General features: G+C 44.6%; 17 protein-coding genes and 5 tRNA genes. 4 read left to right on the forward strand and 18 right to left on the reverse strand.

Annotated features, from left to right (window positions below; all coding sequences use genetic code 11):
• Positions 1-35: 35 nt before the first annotated feature.
• The 13 genes from G493_RS0107835 to G493_RS0107900 form a co-directional block, all read right to left on the reverse strand.
• Complete coding sequence (locus G493_RS0107835; RefSeq protein ID WP_028579933.1) at positions 36-434, reverse strand: hypothetical protein; 399 nt, start codon at positions 432-434, stop codon at positions 36-38.
• 370 nt (positions 435-804) lie between these two features.
• Positions 805-881, reverse strand: a tRNA-Asp gene (locus G493_RS0107840).
• Positions 882-890: 9 nt separating this feature from the next.
• Positions 891-966, reverse strand: a tRNA-Val gene (locus G493_RS0107845).
• Between the two features lie 775 nt (positions 967-1,741).
• A tRNA-Asp gene (locus G493_RS0107850) sits at positions 1,742-1,819 on the reverse strand.
• A gap of 8 nt (positions 1,820-1,827) precedes the next feature.
• Positions 1,828-1,903 (reverse strand) — tRNA-Val (locus tag G493_RS0107855).
• Between the two features lie 101 nt (positions 1,904-2,004).
• Positions 2,005-4,422, reverse strand: a complete 2,418-nt coding sequence (gene lon / locus G493_RS0107860) for an endopeptidase La (RefSeq protein ID WP_028579934.1) — start codon at positions 4,420-4,422, stop codon at positions 2,005-2,007.
• Positions 4,423-4,429: 7 nt separating this feature from the next.
• Positions 4,430-5,704: an ATP-dependent Clp protease ATP-binding subunit ClpX gene (gene clpX / locus G493_RS0107865; protein ID WP_028579935.1), complete on the reverse strand. Its 1,275-nt coding sequence runs from the start codon at positions 5,702-5,704 to the stop codon at positions 4,430-4,432.
• Positions 5,704-6,309, reverse strand: a complete 606-nt coding sequence (gene clpP, locus G493_RS0107870; RefSeq protein WP_028579936.1) for an ATP-dependent Clp endopeptidase proteolytic subunit ClpP — start codon at positions 6,307-6,309, stop codon at positions 5,704-5,706. The genes clpX and clpP overlap by 1 nt, the downstream gene beginning before the upstream one ends.
• Before the next feature lie 50 nt (positions 6,310-6,359).
• Entirely contained in the window at positions 6,360-7,688 is a 1,329-nt protein-coding gene (gene tig, locus G493_RS0107875) for a trigger factor (RefSeq protein ID WP_028579937.1), read from the reverse strand.
• 230 nt (positions 7,689-7,918) lie between these two features.
• Positions 7,919-8,004: transfer RNA gene (locus tag G493_RS0107880), tRNA-Leu, on the reverse strand.
• Between the two features lie 242 nt (positions 8,005-8,246).
• Positions 8,247-9,428 carry an MFS transporter gene (locus G493_RS0107885; RefSeq protein ID WP_028579938.1) on the reverse strand — a complete coding sequence of 394 codons (1,182 nt, stop codon included), beginning with the start codon at positions 9,426-9,428 and terminating at the stop codon, positions 8,247-8,249.
• Positions 9,429-9,576: 148 nt separating this feature from the next.
• Complete coding sequence (locus G493_RS0107895) at positions 9,577-12,834, reverse strand: efflux RND transporter permease subunit (protein WP_028579939.1); 3,258 nt, start codon at positions 12,832-12,834, stop codon at positions 9,577-9,579.
• Positions 12,831-13,991, reverse strand: coding sequence for an efflux RND transporter periplasmic adaptor subunit (locus G493_RS0107900; protein ID WP_028579940.1), 1,161 nt, complete (start codon positions 13,989-13,991; stop codon positions 12,831-12,833). The genes G493_RS0107895 and G493_RS0107900 overlap by 4 nt, the downstream gene beginning before the upstream one ends.
• A gap of 379 nt (positions 13,992-14,370) precedes the next feature.
• Here G493_RS0107900 and pdxH point away from each other — a divergent pair, with 379 nt between their 5' ends.
• From pdxH to G493_RS0107920, 3 genes are all read left to right on the forward strand, one after another.
• Positions 14,371-15,009: a pyridoxamine 5'-phosphate oxidase gene (gene pdxH / locus G493_RS0107910; RefSeq protein WP_028579941.1), complete on the forward strand. Its 639-nt coding sequence runs from the start codon at positions 14,371-14,373 to the stop codon at positions 15,007-15,009.
• Between the two features lie 14 nt (positions 15,010-15,023).
• A complete protein-coding gene (locus G493_RS0107915; RefSeq protein ID WP_028579942.1) occupies positions 15,024-15,770 on the forward strand; it encodes an SDR family oxidoreductase in 747 nt (248 codons plus the stop codon).
• 967 nt (positions 15,771-16,737) lie between these two features.
• Entirely contained in the window at positions 16,738-17,181 is a 444-nt protein-coding gene (locus G493_RS0107920; RefSeq protein WP_028579943.1) for a hypothetical protein, read from the forward strand.
• A gap of 328 nt (positions 17,182-17,509) precedes the next feature.
• Here G493_RS0107920 and G493_RS0107925 read toward each other — a convergent pair whose 3' ends face one another.
• The 3 genes from G493_RS0107925 to tsaA are packed head-to-tail and all read right to left on the reverse strand — an operon-like array spanning position 17,510 to position 20,890.
• Positions 17,510-19,078, reverse strand: coding sequence for a SagB/ThcOx family dehydrogenase (locus G493_RS0107925; RefSeq protein WP_028579944.1), 1,569 nt, complete (start codon positions 19,076-19,078; stop codon positions 17,510-17,512).
• 42 nt (positions 19,079-19,120) lie between these two features.
• Positions 19,121-20,437 carry a mechanosensitive ion channel family protein gene (locus G493_RS28370; RefSeq protein WP_051309124.1) on the reverse strand — a complete coding sequence of 439 codons (1,317 nt, stop codon included), beginning with the start codon at positions 20,435-20,437 and terminating at the stop codon, positions 19,121-19,123.
• A 57-nt stretch (positions 20,438-20,494) separates the two neighbouring features.
• Positions 20,495-20,890: a tRNA (N6-threonylcarbamoyladenosine(37)-N6)-methyltransferase TrmO gene (gene tsaA, locus G493_RS0107935; RefSeq protein ID WP_028579945.1), complete on the reverse strand. Its 396-nt coding sequence runs from the start codon at positions 20,888-20,890 to the stop codon at positions 20,495-20,497.
• A 54-nt stretch (positions 20,891-20,944) separates the two neighbouring features.
• Between tsaA and G493_RS0107940 the strand changes: the two genes are divergently transcribed.
• A complete protein-coding gene (locus tag G493_RS0107940; RefSeq protein ID WP_028579946.1) occupies positions 20,945-21,478 on the forward strand; it encodes a hypothetical protein in 534 nt (177 codons plus the stop codon).
• A gap of 20 nt (positions 21,479-21,498) precedes the next feature.
• On the opposite strand, the gene G493_RS0107945 is transcribed toward G493_RS0107940, so the two are convergent.
• Positions 21,499-22,161 (reverse strand): HAD family hydrolase, encoded by a 663-nt coding sequence (locus G493_RS0107945; RefSeq protein ID WP_028579947.1) that lies wholly within the window; start codon positions 22,159-22,161, stop codon positions 21,499-21,501.
• 231 nt (positions 22,162-22,392) lie between these two features.
• Positions 22,393-23,307, reverse strand: a complete 915-nt coding sequence (locus G493_RS0107950; RefSeq protein WP_051309125.1) for a nucleoside recognition protein — start codon at positions 23,305-23,307, stop codon at positions 22,393-22,395.
• Positions 23,308-23,522 lie beyond the last annotated feature (215 nt).

The raw sequence follows: 23,522 nt of genomic DNA on the forward strand, positions 1-23,522 counted from the left end.
AAACACAAAGCCGGAGATCAAACAATATAAAATCCTCAATCCTCCATCACTGCTTCCCGAATCTGCATAATGTCAGTCTGGGGAACTTCATGCATTTGATTATCTTTATCGACGAAAAACAGTGAGCTGCCTTTTTCTTCATAATGGGCGGCGACAAATGCATCACCATTACGTAAAATAATGACATAAGCTTTCTTTGTATGCAGTGTCTTATGGAGTACGCTCTGTACTTGCTCTTTCCCCTTGGTGGAATTGAAATAAAAATATATACCGAATGCCACCAAGCAACACAGCACCAGCAGAATAGCAACCTTCACTTTGTTTCTGGTTAGTAGCTTTCCGGTTTCTTTATTGTAAAGTTTGCCATTTTCCCTGACCTCAAGCAGCTCATACTCTCTATTGTCAATGGGCAGCCTTTTGGTATCTACACCCATAGCCTGTCCACAGTGCTCACATTGGTCATGATTCTCCTCAATAAACCTACCGCAGCTTTTACAGAGCACCGTTGAGTTCTTTGACGAGGATTTGAACTTATCCTGAGTAAAGGTGAAGGTATTACCGCAGTTGGAGCATCGAAAGGTGAGTGCCTTGTTTTGAAAATGTGTGTTCAGGACAGCGTATAGTTTTCCACATGTACCACATGTCAGTCGCAATGTAAGGCTCCTTCATTTTGTAAGCGATCGAGAAAATATATCTTGTAGACAGGTTATGAATGGCCAAGGCCTGATGAACTATACAACTTGTACAGAATGAAGCAAAAAAAAAACGGGTAGTTGGATTTAACCAACTACCCGTGAACGTTACTGGCGGGGCCGACGAGACTCGAACTCGCGACCTCCGGCGTGACAGGCCGGCATTCTAACCAACTGAACTACGACCCCAGTAAGACTTGGTGGGCGAAACAGGGCTCGAACCTGTGACCCTCGGCTTGTAAGGCCGATGCTCTCCCAGCTGAGCTATTCGCCCGTCCGAAGTGTGGCGGTGTATTTATCAGACTCTTAGCTATCCGTCAAGCAATAAAAAGCATTTATATTCATAAAAAAGAGGCAGGTTTCTCATATATTCTCATAAAGAACATATTTCAGCATAGTTAGTGTTTATCCATAAAAGAAGATTTTTGGTAACTCCTCATAAAGGATACGGATAAACTTGAAACGCCCCTGTATGTGTAACGGGTTACAGGGTACATGAGATTTCAGCAATCAGGCTGATTAAGGAAAAATCATGTGCACTGTGAGCAGTTACCATTTTTGCTCAAGTTTAGGTAAGCGCAGACTAAGCTAATTCACTACGGTTGCATATCTGGAGCCTCGCATCTACTATGAAATATACTTGTGAGAAATCCAGGTTGGCATAACTTGATCAGACAAGAGAACACCCCCAAGGGTCTTCGCTCTGATATCGCAGGCATAGAACCGTTAGCCAAGGCCTGTTTTGCCTCACAGGATCAATGTTGAAGCTTACAGGGTATTCGGATAAGGATTGCTGGAACGGACGTCTGAGAGCGCCACCAATGAACAGCCTGAAAAGAGCTATCTATACCTTGCCTCTTTAGCAAAATACATACTGGCTGTAGCTATACAGCAAATGACAGGCAGCAGTGACCTATACCACTTGCTTTCAAAGCAAGCAAAAAAACGGAGAAGAGAAGAAAGGTTATGGCATTGTAAAGTTAGGGGAAAATGCTCACCTTAAAAAAGAAAACGGGTAGTTGGAATAACCAACTACCCGTGAACATTACTGGCGGGGCCGACGAGACTCGAACTCGCGACCTCCGGCGTGACAGGCCGGCGTTCTAACCAAACTGAACTACGACCCCAGTAAACTTGGTGGGCGAAACAGGGCTCGAACCTGTGACCCTCGGCTTGTAAGGCCGATGCTCTCCCAGCTGAGCTATTCGCCCGTCCAAAGTGTGACGGACTATTTATCAGGATCCGTCGAGTACGTCAAGCAAAATAAATCTTACCTAACAAAAAAATATCCGCGCACGTCTCCCGTGATTATCTACTGGGCAGGAGTATTGTGCGCTGATAACGTAAAATCGCTGAATATTGAATCAACGGGTACATCTTTAAACAGATCTTCCCCTTGTTTGCGAATAAGCGCCTCCTCCAGGACCTGATCAACATCATCTACCAATTGTACATCCAGGCTGGACAGAATAGGTTCTGGAACATCTTTGAGATTACGTTCATTTTCTTTTGGTATTAAAACACGGGTAATTTTACCGCGTTTTGCAGCCAACAATTTTTCAGTTAATCCACCTATTGGGAGAACCCTACCCCGCAGGGTTATTTCTCCTGTCATGGCGAGATTTCTGTCCACAGGTAGCTTTAATATGGCTGAAACAATAGATGTTGCAATGGTAATTCCGGCCGAAGGTCCATCTTTTGGAATCGCACCTTCGGGTACATGGACATGTACATCTATCTTCTGGTAAAAATCAGCCTCCAGGCCAAGTCTCATGGCTCTTGACCTCACATACGTCAAAGCTGCCTGGGCTGATTCCTGCATGACATCCCCAAGTTTACCGGTGATGGTTAATTTACCTGCACCGGGCATAATAGTCGATTCTATCTGGAGCAGTTCTCCACCAACCTCTGTCCAGGCCATACCGGTTGCAAGGCCGATTTCATTGTTTTTTTCAGCAAGGCCATAGCGGTACTTGGCTACCCCAAGATAAGTGGAGACATCTTCACTCTTCAGTGAATAACGCTTGTCGGGGGTTTTGTTTTTTTGCCTTTCACGGGCTATTTTACGACAAATAGCAGCCATGGTCCGTTCAAGATTCCTTACACCGGCCTCGCGGGTGTACAGACGAATGACTTCCAGAAAAGCTTCATCATCAAGTTGAATCTCATCTTCCTTAAACCCGTTTGCCTCGAGTTGTTTGGGAAGAAGGAAATCCTTGGCTATATGAAGTTTCTCTTCCTCTGTATAGCCATTGAGCTGGATGATCTCCATCCTGTCCTGCAATGGCAAAGGAATACCGTGTAAGTTGTTGGCTGTGGTTATGAAGAATACACCCGAAAGATCATAATCAAGATCAAGGTAATGATCATTGAAAGCGTAGTTCTGTTCTGGATCAAGAACCTCAAGCAAAGCCGCAGAAGGATCCCCCCTGAAATCAACACTCATTTTGTCCACTTCATCCAAGCAAAACACCGGATTAACAACGCCTGCCTTCTGCATGGAGAGAATAATCTTCCCAGGCATGGCACCAATATATGTTCTTCTGTGTCCGCGGATTTCTGCTTCATCCCGTACCCCGCCAAGGGACAGCCGAATAAATTTTCTGCTCATTGCACGCGCAATGGATTTGCAGACAGATGTTTTACCCACGCCTGGAGGACCGACAAGGCAGAGAATAGGCCCCCGCAATTTTTTCACCTGAGCCTGGACGGCTAAATACTCGAGTATACGTTCTTTGGGTTTCTCTAGGCCGTAATGATCTTCATCCAACACGACTTCCGCCCGCTCAATATCAATCTTAGAGCGAGACTTCTTTTTCCACGGCAGATCAAGGATGGTATCAATGTAATTGCGGACAACAGTAGTCTCCGCAGACATAGGTGGCATCTGCCGCAATTTTTTAAATTCTTTGGTAACCTTTTCCAGTGCGTATTTGGGCAGGCTCTTTTTATTAATAGCCTGCTCAATTTCGGAAAGATCATCTCCCCCTTCACCCTGCCCCATCTCATCTTGAATCACTCGAACTTTTTCAGAGAGATAGTAATTACGTTGTGTAGAACTCATCTTCTTTTTAACTTTGGCATGGATATCTTTTTCCATGGCAGAGAGTTCCATTTCACGATACAGGATCTCAAGCACAAGACTGATTCGCTCAAGAACGGAAACTTTTTCCAGAATTTGCTGTTTTTCTTCTGTTTTCAGGTAAACATGGGAAGAGATGAGGTCAACCAACCGAGAAGGATCATCTATGGACGTTACGGAATTAAGAACTTCCCTGGGAAGTTTCTTATTCCCCTGGGCGTAAGTGTCAAAAGCCTTTTTGAGTTCTCGAATATACGCCTGAACTTCGTTTGTATCGGCAGGTTCTTCCTCTATTACAGTGAGGTCAGCAGTAAAATATAGATCTTCACCTTCTCCCTGCAATTGCATCTGATGCATTCTGGCTCGACTTTTGCCTTCTACCAGAGCTTTTATTGTCCCATCAGGTAATCGTAACAGCTGCATCACAGAAGCCAAGGTGCCTACTGTATACAAATGCTCTTGGGAAGGGTCGTCAACTTTTGCATCTTTCTGGGTTACCAGAAAAATAAGACTCCTGTTTTCCATGGTGTCTTCCAACGCCATGATAGACTTTTTTCTTCCCACCACAAGCGGAGCCACCATGCCGGGAAAAAGTACGATATCACGCAGAGGCATCAGTGGGTATTGTTCAACGATAGTATGATCCATATACTTCTCAGGCACTCTTCTTGTTTTCAGTGTTATCGTAAAGGATAACGGGATATTCCCCAGATGTTATAACCTGTTCATTGATAACACATTCTGAAGCGTTTTCATCGGAAGGCAGTTCATACATAACTTCCAGCATAGCTTCTTCCATGACGGACCGCAGGCCACGTGCTCCTGATTTCCGTTCAAGGGCTTTCTTGGCAATAGCATTCAATGCCCCTTCCGTGAATCTGAGAGTGATCCCTTCATACTCAAAAAGCTTTTGATACTGCTTTGTTAGAGCATTTTTCGGTTCTTTGAGGATTCTGATAAGATCCTCCTCCATCAATTCTTCCATGGTGGCTATGACAGGTAAACGCCCAACCAACTCGGGTATAAGACCAAATTTCAACAAATCTTCAGGCTGTATACTTGCCAGTGTTTCACCAATGGATTTATTGCTGTCACTTATCACTTTGGCCCCAAAGCCTATAGCCTTCGTGCCAGTACGACGTTTAATGACAGATTCAAGGCCAACAAATGCTCCGCCAACAATAAAAAGAATATTAGTGGTATCAATACGCACCAACTCCTGCTGAGGATGTTTTCGTCCACCTTTTGGGGGTACAGAGGCAACTGTTCCTTCAATAATCTTTAACAACGCCTGCTGAACACCTTCGCCCGACACATCCCTGGTCAAAGAAGCAGAATCAGACTTACGGGCAATTTTATCAATTTCATCGATATAAATGATACCCCGTTCAGCCTGTTCGATGTCATAATCTGCAGCCTGCAGGAGACTGACCAGAATATTTTCGACATCATCACCAACATACCCAGCCTCTGTCAATGTGGTGGCATCGGCAATGGTAAACGGCACTTTAAGAATCCTTGCCAAGGTCTGAGCTACCAGCGTTTTCCCGCTGCCAGTGGGGCCGATAAGAATGATGTTGGACTTTTGCAACTCCACATCATCCTCAGGTCCGTTTGGCTTGCCGTTTATTCGCTTGTAATGATTATGTACAGCTACCGATAAAACCCTTTTTGCAAGACTCTGACCGATAACATAGTCATCCAGGTGTTGCTTAATCTCTTTTGGTTTGAGTAGTACCTCCTCTTCCCCGCCAATGGTATTTTCCGAATTATTTGCTGAATCCAGAATTATCTCATTGCAAAGATCAATACATTCATCGCAGATATATACATTGGGTCCGGCAATCAGTTTTCCGACCTCTTCCTGGGATTTTCCACAGAAGGAACAGGTACAGGAAACGCCATGATCATCATGGAACTCATCACTCACTATTCTTTCTCCCCGTCGAGGTCTTCCCGACTGGTCAATACCTTATCAATCAAGCCATACTTCTGAGCTTCTTCAGCACTCATGAAGTTATCACGCTCTGTATCAGTCTCAATTTTCTTTAGGCTTTTTCCTGTGTGTTGCGAAAGAATCGTATTGAGATCTTTGCGCATCCGCAGGATCTCTTTTGCATGGATTTCGATATCAGTTGCCTGCCCCTGAAATCCACCCATGGGCTGGTGGATCATGATACGGGAATTGGGCAGAGCAAACCGTTTTCCTTTGGCACCGGCTGCCAAAAGAAAAGCTCCCATGGATGCTGCCTGCCCCATACAGAGGGTAGCAACATCACTACGGATATACTGCATGGTATCATAAATGGCCATACCTGCAGTCACTGAACCACCAGGAGAATTGATATAAAAGGTGATATCCTTATCAGGATCATCTGCCTCAAGAAAAAGGAGCTGGGCTATCACCAGACTGGCGATATCATCATTGACCTGGGTCCCCAGGAAAATGATACGCTCCTTCAAGAGGCGGGAATAAATATCAAAAGCCCTTTCTCCGCGAGGACTCTGTTCAACAACCATTGGAACCAGGTTCATATGGTTCTCTCCATCATGCTCTGATAAACTGGTTTAACCCTTCCAGGTATTTACTTTTCTACAGTTTCTTCAGACTGCTCTTCCTTGACCTCTTCAACTTCGATCATATTGGCAGCATCACGGAGAAACTGGAGAATTTTTTCATTCAACAATTCGTTCATAAAAGGAAGGATCTCTTCTCTGCGCTTAAAGTACCCTTTAACCTGATCAACGGTCATCCGGTATTCGTCGGCAATTCGCTTATATCCACGGTCGATATCTTCATCGGCGAGTTTGATTTCTTCCACTTCCGCTATCTTTTTCAGCAGAAAATCGCCTTTAACCCGTTTTTCGGCAACGTCACGATTACTCATTGCCAGTTCTTCAAGATTTATACCTGCAGACTCAAATGTCAATCCACTACGCTTCAAATTTTCTTCGGCCTGCTTGAGCATTTCCTGAATTTCATACTTCACGAGACGCTCTGGCACCTCAAAATCATTGAGTTCAATGAGCTTCAGCATGATCCGGTCATCCAGATCCCCCTGCAGGGTGGCTTCTTTCTCCTGCTGGATTTTAGAGCGGATATCGTTTTTCAAATCCTCCAGGGTTGCAAATTTTTCATCCACATCCTTGGCAAATTCATCATCCAGTTCAGGTTTCAGTCGGACTTTGACATCCTTGACATCAACCTTGAATTCAATTTTTTTACCTCTAATCAAAGGGTTAGGATAATCAGCAGGGAAATCAACCTCATAAAGAGTCTTATCGTCTTTTTTCAGACCAAGCAGTTTTTTCTCAAAATCTTCGCCAAGCTTATTAGATCCCACATCTACAGAATAATTTTCGTTCTGCACCTGGGGCATAGCCTCGCCTTCGTGAAATCCCTGAAAATCGACCACGGCGATATCATCCAGAGCGATTTCGTGCCCTTCTTCAGCTGTCTGAATAGGAGCCTGGGCTTTCTGCAACTGAAACAATTCCCGCTCAACCTCTACATCAGAAACGGAGGTTACCGGTTTTTCAATCTCGAGTCCCTTGTACTCTTTCAAATTAATTTCAGGGCGAATATCGACCATGGCAACATAAGAGAAAGCACCTTCAGCAGAAAAATTATGCTCTACTATTTCAGGATGCACAACGGGTTCAATACCTTCCTTCTCAATGGCATCAAAATAGCTTTCCTGAACGAGTTTTTCGCCTACTTCAGCCTGAACCTGATCTTTATAATTTTTTTCAAGTACGGTTTTAGGCACCTTTCCTCGACGAAACCCTTTGATTTTTACGTCTTTGTTCAGCTTATTATACGCTTTATCAAGTTTTTTCTGAACAGTTTCCTGAGGCAGGGTAATAGTAATTTTTCTTGTCAGATCACTGACGTTTTCAACTACGATATCCATTGACTGAAGTTCCTTTGTGATCCTGGAGATACGAATAGGTCAGGGTTGTTGGTTAGAGCGCTTGAATACTATTTTGGCCGGATTTCCCGGTCGCTGCTTTTCAGTACGCGTGACAAAGACAGCCTCGAGAGGGATATGTTCCGTCTGCTGAATGGTGTCAGAAAAAAAAGGTGTCTTGAAAACCTTTTCCCGCCCTTTGCCTGCTGCATACGATAAGCGGATACATTTCCTGGTGCGAAAGGGGGGAGTCGAACCCCCACAAGCAAAGCTCGCTAGATCCTAAGTCTAGTGCGTCTACCAGTTCCGCCACTTTCGCAACTTTATAACAAATACTTTGAAATCTCGGCAAGTTACCTTGCCATGATTACACCTACAACTACACTATTGACATCTTTTGCTCTATATTCGAACTCAATTCCCTGCCTCGGTATACAATGGACAGAGATAATTTCGCGCTATAGAGAATCAATGTCAGGCCAGACACTATATAATAACTCATATGCTGATGTCAATCGCTATCAACAAGACTCGCAAAAACAACTGCTACTGCGAGCAGAATTACCTCCCTTCCGATGCCTGAGAAGTTTCACCTTTTACGATATAATAGATTCCTAGCCAAGTCATCGACATCACACCGGTTGCAATGGCATAGAAAGACCACTGCATACCGACTGCATCGGAGGTAATACCGGCAATCATTGCGCCTGTAAAAACGCCTGCGCTCATGGCGAGATTAAACACACCCATCATTGTTCCGTGACCATAATGTTTGCGTCCCTCTTCGGTGGCGTAGGCTCCAAGGACCGGCCAGATAATTGCTTCCCCGCATCCCAATAACATATACAAGGCAAACATATGGCTCAGTTGTGTGCCATGGGGAATACAAACCAGCAACAATGCCATGGACAAGCTACCGATGAAAAGAAGTATGGTCTTGTTGTACCGGTCTGTCAACTTACCAAACGGAATCTGCAGGACAGCGTTGACTAGTGTCCGGCAAGCAATAACCAACCCAACATGCAAACCTGTTGACGTCTCCCACCGCGACATGAGTATGGGAAGAAACGCCATGGTTGGAACCATCATTGTCATTGTAGCATACCTGGCAAGAAGAATTCCACGGGTCCTTTTACGAGTTAACATGGCACCTATATTCTCGAAAATTCCGGGCCGCTGCACCTTATCTGTCGGCACATTTGCAGGCATGTACCACAACACCAGCAAAAATGCGCAAAAACTCAGCGATGCCATACTGTAAAAAACAGAAGTATATCCCCAGGTATCAAAAAATACTCCCCCCAGTATAGGCCCGCACCCAATACCGCAAAAGATAGAGATATTCAGGTAACTCATGTAGCGCCCTTCATGGCCGGTCGGAGCAAGATAACTCATGTACGCCATTCCAATGGGAACAATCATTGCCGAGCCGACTCCATGCAGCAACCTGATGACAACCAGAGAACTCACATCAGGAGCCAAAGGTATGAGCAAGCCAACAATTGCATAGATTATCAGACCGGCAATAAGGAATTCTTTCCGCCCGTGCCTGTCAGAAAGAGCTCCAACCAAGGGCTGCAGTAAACCTCTACTCACCGAAAATGCTGCTACAATCAGACCAAGCCCGAAACCGCTGGCTCCAAGTTGTGTGGCAAATAGCGGCAACACAGGGATAACTATGCCCACTCCAAGTAAAGCAATAAATACCGCAAACAGGACGGTAACAAAAATTTTCCTGTGCATTACACCTCCAGCCAGAGGCCCAAAAGAGCTAAGCGGCTTCTGCTTCTGCCTCCCTTCACATCCCCACAGAAAGAGGATACTTTTTTCACAGCACGTATCTGCAACAAGATAGCAACTTGAGTGAAGTAACTGTTTTGGCAGTCACCTTTCATTCAAGTTTCCTCTGTCTGAATTGCACAAACCATTCAATGCAGTGTTTTTGCATATAGTAAAGGGTAGGAACGACTATCAGGGTAAGAAAAGTAGCCACAATCAAACCGAAGATGACAACTACAGCCATGGAGCGCCACCACTGACTTGATTCACTCACCCAGGAAACAGCCATCTCATGGAAGTCAAATGATATACCTGTAACCATGGGAATCAATCCAAGGATCGTTGTTATTGCGGTCAGAATAACTGGACGCAAGCGTGTCGCCCCAGCAGCTATAACAGCCTCGCGAAGTTCATATCCCCTCTCAAGCAGTTTATTTGTATAATCAATGAGAACTATGGCATTATTAACTACTACGCCAGCCAGCGATATGACGCCGACCCCTGTCATGATAATTCCAAAAGGCTGCCTGAAGAGCATGAGTCCGAGAAAAGCTCCACCCAGCGACAGGATGACAGAACTCATAATGATAAATGGCTGGCCCACGGAATTAAACATGGCAACCAGGATAAGGAAAATCAATAACAGGGCAATGATAAAAGCCTTGGAAAGAAACGCTTCCGACTCCTGTTGGAACTCAAATTCTCCTGTAAATTTGATACTATATCCTGAAGGCAAGGTAAAGGTATTCAAAAATTCCTCAGCTTTCTCCCTTGCTACAGGACCGGTTATCTGCGTTTCATCCACATTTGCCTTTACTGTAACGACCCGCTCGTTGTTGATGCGGGTAATATCACCGATGGAACCTGTGAAACTGAAAGTCGCTAATGTTGAGAGCGGGACAAGTTTACCGGATGGTGTAGGAATGATCATTTCCTTCAAGACATCAACAACCTTTCTATCCCATTCACCAAGCTGAACAGTAATATCGTAATCATCGCTGCCTTCTCTGTATGAAGACACATCCAGGCCGTTATATGCGGTTTTCAGGGCAAAACCGATATCATCAGTGGTTAAACCAAACAAAGCAGCCTTTTGGCGATCAACCACCATTTTCACCGAAGGAATTCCTTCGCTGAAATCGTCACGAATGTCTTTGACATGGGGCATATCGGCAAGGACATTTTTAACTTTTTTGGCAAGAGCTCCAAGCACCTGAAAATTATCACCTGCAATTTCGATGTTAATGGGAGCACCGGTGGGCGGACCTTCTTCTTCCATGGCAATGGTAATTTTAGCTCCCGGAATGCCCGCGACTCGTTCACGAATATCGTCCAGGGTTTCAAGAGAGGAGCGCTTACGATCTTTCAGGTCCAGAAATCGAATACCAATATGATTTGGTAGATTAGAGTCAAAAGCAGAGCCAGGCCCGGCGGACACAACTCCTTTCATGTAGATGTTTTTTATATTTTCCAGATCACTGGGACTGACATAGGTATTACCTGATGCATCGGTGAATTCCTTTGAGGACATTGCCTGCAGATATTCCGCCTCAGTAAATTCATGAAAAATATTGCCACCATACCCAGCTCCGGCAATGGCCATTTCCGTGCGCATGAGCACCCGGTCGATATATTCCAGATCGGCACCTTCCGGCATCTCCACATTTACATACATCCCTTTAGGATCAATTTCAGGGAAAAACTCAACAGGCTTTTCCAAACCGATGACAAGCAACCACCCCTGAATCATTACTACAAGAATTGTGCACGATATCAATATGACGGCTATTGGACTTGACAGCGCTGCTCCAAGTTGCTGAGCATAAAACCTGTACAATGGATGCTCTAGGGAGACAGGTTCTTCAAAGTTGTCTCCTTTTGTCTTTACAGGAACCACGCCCTTCACTTTGATAAAAAGTGAAGCCAGGGCCGGATTAATAACCAGAGCTACAAAAAGACTGGATGACAGGGTAACGATGAGGGTTAGAGGCAAATAACTCATAAACTCCCCCATAATTCCAGGCCAGAAGAGCATTGGTGAAAATGCTGCCAGAGTTGTCAATGTACTGCCGATAACAGGATACGCCACCTCTGAAGTGGCCTTCATAGCTGCTTCTACCCTCGTAGCACCCTGCTCCATAAAACGATAAATATTTTCGATAATAACAATGGCATTATCTACCAACATCCCCAAGGCAAGGGTCAGGCTGAACAGTACCACCATGTTCAGCGTTACTCCCATTACATAGAGAACAATAAAGGACAGGAGCATAGAAAAGGGGATGGCTGCGCTGACGAGCAGGGCATTCCGCATACCCATGGCAAAGAAAATAACCACCACTACCAACACCAGGCCGGAAAGAATATTGTTTTCCAGGTCTGCGACCATCAAATCGATATCCTTGGCCTTATCCATCACTTTGGTTACGGCTGTTCCCAAAGGCCAGGTCTGCTGCCGTTTGGCGATGATCTCGTCAACGGCATCACTGATAGCTATAATATTTTCCCCTGACCGCTTTTTAACAGCTATGTTTACAGAACTCCGCCCATCGAGCCTGGCACGGCTGTCTTCCTCCTTGAAGCTGTCCACCACTTGAGCCACATCTTTGAGGTACACAGGATGTCCATCGTGGGTGCCGACCACCAGCCAGTATATTTCTTCAGGGGTCTTAAATTCTCCAGGTACCCGTAGGAGAAAGCGTCCGGACCCCAGACGGAGAGCTCCGCCGGAGGTATTCTGATTTTCCTTTTGAACGACCTGTTGGAGAGTGCCGAAACTCAACCCGTAATAGCCCAGCTTTTCAGGAAACACCTCCACTCGGATCTCTCTCTCTAGGCCTCCGGTGACGTCAACCTCCAGTACTCCTGGTATTCCTTCAATGTCATCTTCCAAGTCGTCGGCAATTTTTTTCAAACATGGCAATCCGCAGGTGCCGGTGATAGAAAAAACTACAATGGGCATTTCTGAAAAGTTGACTTCAAAAACAGATGGATCCTCATCCAGGTCGGTGGGGAGGTCCCCCATGGCCTCATCCACCTTATCCTTGACATCCTGAAGCGCTTTGTCGATATCTGTTCCTGTGACAAACTCTACGTTGATGTTGGAACTGCCTTCAGTACTTAATGATTTTATTGTTTTTACACCATCCAGACCTTTGAGCTTTTTTTCAATCTCAATGGTCACAGAGGTTTCAATGTCTGTTGAAGAAACGCCTCGATAACTGGTGGAAATAAACACATTGGGTATGGTTATATCCGGGTCAGACTCTCTTGGCAGAACCGAATAGCAATATGTACCAAAAACCACAATCAACATGGCCAGGACAAGTACGGTTATACTTTTAGTGACAGCTGTATCTGAAACAATCATAATACGCCCTGGCTAGGATCTGTGACAGTCTTGACGACATGTATCTTCTGGCCATCCTCGACATCTCTCTGCCCCTCAATGACCACCTTTTCTCCGGCCTCCAGTCCGGAGACGATCTGAACCTGCCACTTATCAATGACTCCGACTTCAACATGACGCCGGTGTACCATTCCATCCTTTTCCACATAAACAAACTGATCTTCTCCACGGGTTACTATGGAGTACAGAGGCACCATAATGGCATCTTCTATATGACGCTTGACGACATGTGCACGAATAAACATGCCAGGTAAAATCTGGTTGTCAGAATTTGCAATCTGTAATTCCAGCCTATAAAGCAAGGCATTGCTTTCCGGTGCGGTGGAAAGAAAATGCGTTTTACCTTGAATTTGCCTTGATTGCAGGGCATCGATAGTCAAATTGACACTCTCCACACGACGCACGGCATCCACATCAGATTCGGGAATACCGACAACAGCCTTAACCCTGTCGATATCCAGAATCTGGCCGACGGGATCTCCCACACTGAGATAAACACCTATTTTGACATCAAGTCGATTAACAAATCCACCAATGGGGGCTGTTATCTCTGTACGGGAAAGCTGCAATTTAGCTCGAGCCAGCTCTGCCTTTGCTGTCAACAGATTGGTTTCTGCAGTTTCAAGATTAGCCGGCGATATCACCTTTTTTTTGATCATGGCCTGACTTCGCTCATACTCTGACAGTGCAAGCCTGTATGCGGCATCCGCCGCATCTCTCGCAATGCGGTAATCGTCGGCTTCTATCCTGGCCAATGGTTGCCCGGCCAGGACTTTATCCCCTTCCTGCACTAAAACCTCGGTGACAGCACCACTGATTTTGGCAAGCAGGTTCAATGAAGTCCATGCTTCAACGGTTCCCGGTAAATTGATTTTGTCATCTATCGATTCAGGATGCAGTTCCAGCAATATGGCATTGACCAATTGTTTCTGTTCCACATGTTCAGCCTTTTTTGCTGCAACAAGTTTTTCACTCTTATTCTTGATCGCCATACTAAACACAACAGCCAGAAGGATAAGCACAATGGACGTAATATATAACAGATGCAAACGCAAAATTTGCCTCTCTCCTGATTTCACCATCGTGTTTTCTTTTCCTGAAGGGCCTTCTCGTTTCATTTTATATCTCCGGGCAAAGCTCTCTATTGGCCTGATAATTCAGGTGTACGGAACTGCCTATTATTTTGAGGAGTGAAAAAACATTGGATAGCAACGCAAACGATCCCAGGTTCTGTCCCCAGGCGCATATATGTAAAAACATGCACACTGCAGTACGACGAGTGTCGCTGCCACCCCTGTATTCACATCTGCTCTTTAGTACAGCCTATTGAAAGTGCAACTGAAAAAATCAAAAATTTCAGTTTGTCATACACCAGGCCTGATTTTTTATAGTTGGGATTTATGTTCATTGACCGGACGTCCCTTGTGATATAACTAATACAGAAGAGGCAACATGACTTAACGGGCAAACAGCCGTATACACATCATAACAATTACTATGGACATCCACTCGTTTCGAAAAGACTACAAGAGTCCGATTTTAAGGAAGGAATTCCTTGACCCAGACCCCATCAAACAATTTGAGTCCTGGTTTATGGAAGCCTGTGAAGCAAATATTCGAGAACCAAATGCCATGAGCCTGGCCACAGTATCACCAGAGGGGAAGCCAAGCATCCGGACAGTACTGCTGAAAATATTTGATCACCGGGGCTTTGTATTTTTCACAAATTACAACAGCAGAAAAGCAAGACATATCAGCCACAATGCTCAGGTCAGCCTCCTGTTCCCCTGGATACCACTGGAACGACAGGTTGCAATAACGGGAACTGCCGCCAGAATATCCACTGTTGAATCAGCACGTTACTTTGCCACAAGACCACGGGAAAGTCAATTGGGAGCATGGATTTCCAACCAGAGTGCCCCCCTCTCATCCCGTGATATCCTCATGCTGCAGCTTGAAAAGGCCAAGCAACGGTTCCAGAAAGGCGAAATACCTTTACCGGATTTCTGGGGAGGATACAGGGTTGAGCCTGAAACAATTGAATTCTGGCAGGGACGGACAAGCCGCCTGCATGACCGTTTTTTATATTCAAAAACAGATAAAAACTCGTGGTCAATAACCAGACTCATGCCTTAGAAGGAGCAAACGAGATGACACTTGAATTACTCGGTAAAACTGCACTTGTTACTGGAAGTTCCAGGGGGATAGGCAGACAAATTGCCTTCAAACTTGCCGATTTGGGAGCAAATCTCTCAATCAACTACAAAAACGACAAGACATCAGCCGAACGGGTATGTGAGCACATAAGGAGCATTGGCAGAGAAGCCATTGCCCTGCAGGCGGACGTGAGCAAACCTGAACAGATACGAGAACTTTTTGCACAGACAATGGCACATTATGGTGCAATTGATATTCTTGTCAATAATGCAGGACTACTCATCACCAAACCCATTGCCCAGGTCACAGAGGATGAGTTCAATACCCTGTTCAGCCATAATGTGACAAGCGTATTTTTTGCCTGTCAGCAAGCTGCCCACAAATTGGCCGATAATGGAAGAATTATCAACATTTCTACTACAGTGACCAAAATCATGATGCCTGGCTATGGACTCTATGCAGCCACAAAAGGTGCAGTTGACCAAATCACCCGTGTATTATCAAAAGAGTTGGGCGCAAGAGGTATAACGGTTAATTCCGTATCGCCAGGACCAACTGATACAGAACTATTCCGCGATGGGAAGACAAGCGAACAGATCGCAGCCATGGCCGCCATGTCAGCATGCAACCGGATCGGAACGCCGGAAGATATTGCCGATGCTGTTGCACTGCTGGTTAGAGAGGATGCCCGCTGGATTACAGGGCAGAATATTTATGTAAACGGTGGGCTTGCCGGATAGCCGCGTCCCCCTTCTTCCCTGATCCGGAATCCGGACGATAGCTTCTCCGAAGATCATGGGGATACCCTTACGGGCCGCATTATCAAAATAATTGAATAATTATACCTCTTTCATTTTTTATATTACTGTAGCCCATCACCTCTTCCTAAAGTTATCTTTTTGTAATTATTGTATAAAAGAGAAGCATTCTCTCTTGCCAAATCACCTCTGAACGTCAAATCACTTTCTCACAGCCTTTCATCATTCCAGATAACCAACTCATTTTACGAGATATTTTTCTGGACCACACAGATCAAACCGCATTCTCAAACACAGCAGCATGTTACCCATCTACAGCGGATAGAATTCACATTGCCGCCCCCTAACTGACTGAAACCACGCCCTCAGTGGTATTTTTTTTAAGCCTATTATAGGTTTGCCTTTTTCATCAAAAAGTTTTATATGTTTTATCAAATGACATGAATTTGAATGATGTAAAACAGAATTCGTACTTGGCATGCATACATATACGCAACAATCAAACAGAAACGGGAACACGGGCGCCTTGGAATTTTCAAATAAAACCAGATAATTGGCTTACAACTAACCCTGTGGAAGTTATTTGCAATCGCGAGATTTACCACCATACGCAAATATCCGATTTCTCTCCGGTGAGTCAGAATCCGTTTGGGGATATCACACAACAGTGGTGCCACATATACGTAGCAGGAATCCATATACACACTGGAGATTGTAAACATTGATTATTAATCCAATGGGAAATGCCTATAACCACCTGGGAATAGGTTTAACGTATTAAATACTACAAAAGTAGTATCTGGATATAAATAGCCTATTGCATATCAATAAAGAATATTTTTTTACAGTATTCGAGTAAGAATTTTTTACCTGTTACCAAATAACACTGTAAATTATTTTTACCGATATACTAATGAAGTGATACAAATAAAAATTAGAGGGCAACACAATGAGCGTACTCTCCTTACAGGACAAACTTTTTGAATGCGACCGAGAAAAAGTGCACCATGAATTGGTTCACTATTTTGTCAAACTTGATGAACAACAAAAACTCTGGTATTTTATCCATGCAATACGAGTACACTCCAATGGCAGATACTTTTCAATTAACCAGGCAGAGCAGCTCATAGGAAAAATTGCCGACCACTGCGACATCAAAAAAATTGATATCCAGATGGCAAAACTGTACGACCCCTTTGCACGGGTTTCGTATAAATGGCAGCAAAAAGTCGTTCCCATTCAGAGAAACGCTGTTTCAGGGGATCTTTTTGAAGAGCAAATGTCCATGCTCTATCACCTCATCCAAAAAAAGACGCTGGAATATCGCCCCGGTCTTGAACTTGTGCTGATCTTGCTAGAACGATATCCCTCTGCCATACGGACACTTGCATAGAGTGATTCATAGATTCTTTTGTGTTCACCATGTCTTGCATAAGCAAAAAGGAGTGTTTATCGGTGTTGCTGACAGTATAGACATAACGAATACCATGAGAATATACACTCCATGACAGGGACAAAAGGGACTGCGAAACCCTTTTTTCCCTGGAAAGCATGTAATAAGTTTTAAGCCTATTGTTTGCCGCACGGAAAAAAGAAGCAAGAGAATCTGCAGACTTGCAGTAAATGCGTAGAAATACTCCCTTCATTCAGAATGCGAGAGGTTTTGAAAGACAGATCTTTACAATTTCGGCATCATGAACAATCGATAAACCTTGTTTGTTTTATCCAGAGCGCACATGAAAATATGGTGCGCGCGAGCTAAGCCTTTTATCCTCAACAGGGTTACCAACCGTAAAATGATACACCGACTGATAAGCATCTGAATCAATACCTAAAAAATCATGTACCGGATCATCAAAAAAGCAACCTATCCCCGTCCCTCGCATACCATTAAGCTCGGCATGAAGATATAATACCTGGCCTATACACCCGGCTTCCCAATATAATTCTCTGTATCTTCCGACATCGATTTCCAGTTCTTTTCTAAATCTGGCAAGCATGGATACGGCGAAGACCCCATTTCCGCAAATGTCCTGCCCGCAGGCAAATGTCGCTGCCGCAGAGCGTGCATCGCCTACTGTCAAGAGGTAAAAAGATATCTCTGGAAATATGGGCTGCCAGAGAAAATCCTGATGCATTTGCTGTTTAAGCTCGGCTAGATGCTCCCTGTTTCTTATCTGGATATAGATACCAGGTTGCAGCCCCTGAACGTTATGTATAAAAAGAACCGGATGAACACGACTCGCGCCCAAAGCAATATCAAAAGGTGCACAATTCTCCCTTGGAAGAAGTACATCCAGCATATTAAACAACTGCTTCTTTTCAAGTTGACTTCCCTGCCTGTCCATATCAACAGCAGAGCGTCTCCTGCGTATTACTGCTGCACCAGTATCCTGATATCGTTGTTCCCTCAGTGCATCAGTCTCCCATACAGGTTGCGTAAGTATGCCACTGCGACTGGTTGCCCTGGCAACATCATACATTCGTTTCCAATGTTGATGATCTGAAGAAAGTTGATTCGGAATACCTGTGAATTTCTGCTGTTGAACCCCGGCAACTACTTGCTGAACATCATGGGGAGCTAATTGATCGTTCCCTACCCAGAGCATAACATCAGGATATTCACGTTCACCCTCGTGCCATTGAGTCTGAGTAAAACCAAGAATATCAGACAAAACATCATCGCCAACAGTACAGACCTGAGCCTGCCATCCCATGAGGTTAGCAGCAAAACGGATGGCAGCCATGGCATGACCAACGTCAAGTTGACAATATCGAAAAGCTCGCATTCCATATTTCCAGCTTTCTCGCCAGAAAATAGAGGTCAAGGCAATATATAGGCCTTCACTCAATTCTACCGAGGAAAACGCACATCGCTGCTCCAGACAATGGGTAAAAGGAGCATAATGATACACGCCAGCGGTCAAACCTTTATAATTACCATTAATCAGGTACACTTCTGTTGGGTGTAGATTTCCACTGGATGGATTCATTCTCAGAGCCCAGCGAGACCCAGGCACCTCTTTCCAGACAGACAACCCCATGGATAGTTCCAACAAGGCAGCAATGGTTTGCACAGATACATCGTGAAATGGGACTTCACCAGTGAATAATTCCTCGGCCGCTGCCTCCGGATCCGCTCGAAGAAAGGGAAGTTGAATACGGGGTGCCCCTTGAAACGATCGGAAAGGATCAGGCTGGGTCTCCCAGTCGAGAAAATCAGGTGAAGGGGCAAACTGCTGGTATGCATGCTTTGATTCCTGATGATATGCCCATGGATCTCCTGTCATATCCTTCCCTCCTCTCCTCTTCTGCAAATTCACCCTTAATTTCTAATTGCCTTGACAAGATACAGGTTCGTCCGACAGACTCTTAGCCCCCCTGGTTACCATCTGTTGAATATCAGCACCGGAAGGATACTGAAAAACACGTAACCCGAATTCAGGAAGAGCGGCCAGAAGATGATCAAAAATGTCTGCTTGAATTTCTTCATACCTGGCCCAGGCCGTATCTGCTGAAAAGACATAAATTTGTAGGGGCAACCCTTTTTCAGTAGGCTGGAGTTGGCGAACCAGGAAGGTCATTTTATGGTTCAATTGGGTATTTGCCTTCAAATATGCAGCAACATAGGCTCTGAAAACACCAACATTGGTCTGACGCCTGAAATTCAGGAGAATCTTGGGATCCACCTGCGACTGCGTGTTATATTCTGTTATCTGCAGCTCCTTATCCTCAATATAGCTGCTGATCAAACGATACTGCCTGAACTGCTGTAACATTTCTGCATCGCAAAACCGGATGGAGGCAATATCGATCAACAGGGACCGTTTAATTCTGCGACCACCGGATTCAGACATACCTCGCCAATTCTTGAAGGATGAAGAGATTAACGCATAGGTGGGAATGGTTGTAATGGTCTTATCCCAATTCTGTACCCGTATACAGTTAATCGAAATACTGATTACATCCCCATCAGCCCCATACTGTGGCATTTCTATCCAGTCTCCTATGCGGACCATATCAGAGGTTGTCAACTGAACAGAAGCCACAAACCCCAAAATAGAATCCTTAAAAACAAGCATGGTAATGGCAGTTAACCCACCAAGGATTGAGATAACACCCCATGGGGACTTACCTGTAAAAATGGAAACCAGAAAAATCCCCCCAAGCACGAAGGTGATAATTTTGCAGGCGTCAGTATATCCTCGCAGGCTACTGCCTTTTTGCTTGCTGAGAATTCGATGAATATCTGTTATCGAGGAAAACAATGCTGTCAGGCTGAGCATGCCAACTATTACAAAACCAGCCATGACAAAACGTTTACTCAGGATATACACCGATGATCCATGATCAAAAAACGAATCAAGAGCCAGGGATATGATGGCGACCGGTACAAACCAGCTTACCTTGGTCAACAACCTGTTGCTCGCCAGAGGGTCATCCCAGTGATACTGGTTGTTTTGGATCCATCTGGTAACAAAATGCAGCAAAGTCTGACGAACCAGGATAGTCACAAACAGAGCAAGCAACACCACACCAGCCAAAAAGATACTGGCTGCAGCAAGTTCTGTGTGTTGGACGTTCAATTTTAAAAAAGTTAGTTTCTCTGCCAACCAACCAATGGATATTACTTCATCTATACCAGTCATGGGGTACAATCACCTGTTCTAACAAACCGCCTTGATACAAACACATACCTTTGCACATCAATCAATTTTCTTTTTTATATCTACAACGGGTGTACCGTTGAGTACATCAAAACCCTTTACATGGAGTATGTTTCCTTCCACCCGCAGGACCTGGAACTCTGAAATGGCTATGGGGTTGGGTCGCGCCGGACTCCTTGTGGCAAACACACCATGTAATCCCCTGCTGCGGTCACCTCTTGGGTAAACCTTACGGACAGAACGGTCTGCCTTATGCAGCCAGGACAAAACAACTATGGTTTGTCCAGCCTGTATCCCATCCATAGCATCCAGGTATTTGGGGTCAATTTCTATGGTACCTGTATATTCAGAACAGTCAAAATTTTTAGGGGCCTGTTCCCGGGTATGAATTTCATTATGAACATAGCCTATACATTCCAATTGTGGTATTTGCATGATACCTCACATATATTGTCAAAAATTTAACAGATAGAGAACCTTGCCGAGTTTATGAAGAAACCTCATTATATATTAATATATCTCAGCATATTATTTGCTTTTCTCCCAGGTTGCGGACAGGAGCAGGAACCTCTTGATGCAGGTCCCTACACCTTCAAAAATTCCAGACTCACAGTGGTATTACCTGCCAACTGGTTCCTGGCAAAACTTCCTGGGAGCAACATTCCCTGCGTTCACACAACAATGGATTATGGAATAATTCCCAACCTTCGCCTGGAGAATGTTGTCAAACAGGACCGCCTGGTAACATTATTGGCCAATGTAAAAAATAGCATGCAGCAACGATACCCTGCGTACATAGTATCTTCTGAAATTGAAGAACTGGAGGGCTCAGATGGTAAACTGTACAAAGTGAGGGGCAGACGCATTAACGGTGAAAAAATTCCTGTTGTACATTTTCACTATTTCCTGATTTTCGCTGACGTGACATACCTTGTCACAGCCACCTGCGCAGAACCGGTCTCAAACCAATACGAATCCGTCTTTGACAATATAGTTGTGCAGGCAAGGCAAGCAAGCAGGTAATATTGAGCCCAGGCTTAAAATCACACCAGGTTCATCAACACATCAGCCAATTCTTCGGTGTTATCAACGATTGTATAAGCACCCCTAAAATCATACCCGGCTGTTACCCGGCCCCGTAAAATGATACAGCGAATACCTGCAGCTTTCGCCGCCTGCAACCCCCGAGGGGAGTCTTCAACCACTACGCAATTCGTTGCCCGTTTACCGAGTTTATTCAACCCCAGTATATATGGTTCAGGAGACGGTTTGCTCTGAGCATAGTCTCCATTAGCCAAAACAAAATCAAAATATTGGCGCATATTCAACCGCTGGTGTATTGCCTCAAAATGTTCTTTGTACGAACTGGTTACAACGCCCATCGGCACTTTACCATGCAGTGTTTGCAACAGGTTTTCGACCCCATACAGAGCCAATTGCTGCGCCTGCTCTATCTTTTCACTGTACAATGCATTACGTTGCGCCCGTAACTCTGAAATTTGTTCCTCATCAATACCGATATCAGATAGCAGATGCCAGGCGCCCACATTGCGCTTCAAATACCATTCGAAATAATCTTCTTCTGAAAGTTCAAGGGAATAACGTAGAAGCAACTCTTTATTGGCCAGATAAAACAGATATTCCGTCTCCACCAATACGCCATCGTTGTCCCAGAGAATTCCCTGTAACTTGTCATTTCTATTCATACCACATCACTTGTATACATCCAGTAACGAATCCAGAAGAACGTCTTTTCAACAAAAATCGCAATTCCCTCATAGGAGAAACAGATAAACCTGAAACTCCCTTGTCTTTGTAACTGGGTACAGGATGCCTGAAGTTTTGGCAAGCAGACCGACGCAACGAAGAAGGTAATACGTAAACCAAGTTGATCGTGGAAAAATCAGGTATACCGTTAACAGTTACCAAAAATCATATTATTCCATACGCACAATCTGATCCAGAAGGGAAAAGCGAGAAACAATATTGAGCAGCAGGTAGCTGAGGACAATTGCAGTCAAGAGTCGCAAACTGACGATAACCCAAAGATTTGCCCCGAATATTACAAACAACAGGACATCTTCAATTACAGAATGACAGACCATGAGAAAAGTGCTGATATAAAAAACATCCTGTTTACTCAGATTTCCCCTGTGGGCCTCGCGGATTAGAAGCGATGCACCATAGGTTATGCCCAACAACTGACCAATGATAATGGAAAAAGAGGTGTTCACTTTTTCAATATGCCTCTGTATCAGCGGGGTAGCCTTGAGCAGATCCACGCAAATGATAATACTGCTCACCATGCATACAATCTTAATCGCCAGGTAACAGGAGTGCAGAAAGGAATGTATAAGCAGGTTCCCAAAGGATTGTACCTGCGGACTTTGGGAGATAACAGTATCTGTAACCTCAGGAAAAAAGAAATCAGGGAGAAAAGGAAGAGGAAGCACAGCAATAAACGCAGCTGAGAGTCGTAACACCACCGAATATCTATACGAGACTCCAAGTTTTTTTATAATGGCACTTTCTACAACGAGCGCGTGGCACACACCGAGAAAAATAGCTAAAGTCGTCCATTGATATGCAGACAGCCCAAGGGGAGCAGCAAAAGCAATGCCAGCATATACATTCAGTAAGATACCTCCGGCCAGGGAAATGGACGCCTCAGGTGGTAAATGCAACAGTTTGGTAACAGGGGCGAAAAGAAAACTGACATGCTTGAGAAGATCAAAATAGAGCAACACGTCAGCAATGATATATAGAGGAACCACAAACTTGAGAATAATAACAGCCGTGGACAAAGAAGAGCGCAGACTCTCCTTCAGGAGAGTGACAAGAGAGTGAAACATGGGTGTATATCTAAGGGCTTTTTTACTTTGCAGTTCTCTTTGAGCCCCTGTATGTAAAAGCCTTTGCAATCATTTTATAAAAACTGCCTTTATCAATACCAATGGCTTTGCCACATTGGCAGTAAATTTTATTACTCTGTTGATAGCAGGAAAAGCCCTTGGTAATACGAGCCTTATGACAGCGCAATACCTCACCAGGCCCTATTTTATCGTAT

It is taken from the genome of Desulfogranum japonicum DSM 18378 (assembly GCF_000429945.1).
Classification (GTDB): domain Bacteria; phylum Desulfobacterota; class Desulfobulbia; order Desulfobulbales; family Desulfobulbaceae; genus Desulfogranum; species Desulfogranum japonicum.

Coding starts and splice junctions, on each gene's coding strand:
- G493_RS28370 (WP_051309124.1), bottom strand. CDS start 20,437: ATGACTGGTATAGATGAAGTAATATCCATTGGTTGGTTGGCAGAGAAA.
- G493_RS0107915 (WP_028579942.1), top strand. CDS start 15,024: ATGACACTTGAATTACTCGGTAAAACTGCACTTGTTACTGGAAGTTCC.
- G493_RS0107945 (WP_028579947.1), bottom strand. CDS start 22,161: ATGAATAGAAATGACAAGTTACAGGGAATTCTCTGGGACAACGATGGC.
- G493_RS0107900 (WP_028579940.1), bottom strand. CDS start 13,991: ATGAAACGAGAAGGCCCTTCAGGAAAAGAAAACACGATGGTGAAATCA.
- G493_RS0107950 (WP_051309125.1), bottom strand. CDS start 23,307: ATGTTTCACTCTCTTGTCACTCTCCTGAAGGAGAGTCTGCGCTCTTCT.
- G493_RS0107895 (WP_028579939.1), bottom strand. CDS start 12,834: ATGATTGTTTCAGATACAGCTGTCACTAAAAGTATAACCGTACTTGTC.
- G493_RS0107835 (WP_028579933.1), bottom strand. CDS start 434: ATGGGTGTAGATACCAAAAGGCTGCCCATTGACAATAGAGAGTATGAG.
- tsaA (WP_028579945.1), bottom strand. CDS start 20,890: ATGCAAATACCACAATTGGAATGTATAGGCTATGTTCATAATGAAATT.
- G493_RS0107885 (WP_028579938.1), bottom strand. CDS start 9,428: ATGCACAGGAAAATTTTTGTTACCGTCCTGTTTGCGGTATTTATTGCT.
- G493_RS0107940 (WP_028579946.1), top strand. CDS start 20,945: ATGAAGAAACCTCATTATATATTAATATATCTCAGCATATTATTTGCT.
- pdxH (WP_028579941.1), top strand. CDS start 14,371: ATGGACATCCACTCGTTTCGAAAAGACTACAAGAGTCCGATTTTAAGG.
- clpP (WP_028579936.1), bottom strand. CDS start 6,309: ATGAACCTGGTTCCAATGGTTGTTGAACAGAGTCCTCGCGGAGAAAGG.
- tig (WP_028579937.1), bottom strand. CDS start 7,688: ATGGATATCGTAGTTGAAAACGTCAGTGATCTGACAAGAAAAATTACT.
- G493_RS0107925 (WP_028579944.1), bottom strand. CDS start 19,078: ATGACAGGAGATCCATGGGCATATCATCAGGAATCAAAGCATGCATAC.
- G493_RS0107920 (WP_028579943.1), top strand. CDS start 16,738: ATGAGCGTACTCTCCTTACAGGACAAACTTTTTGAATGCGACCGAGAA.
- lon (WP_028579934.1), bottom strand. CDS start 4,422: ATGGATCATACTATCGTTGAACAATACCCACTGATGCCTCTGCGTGAT.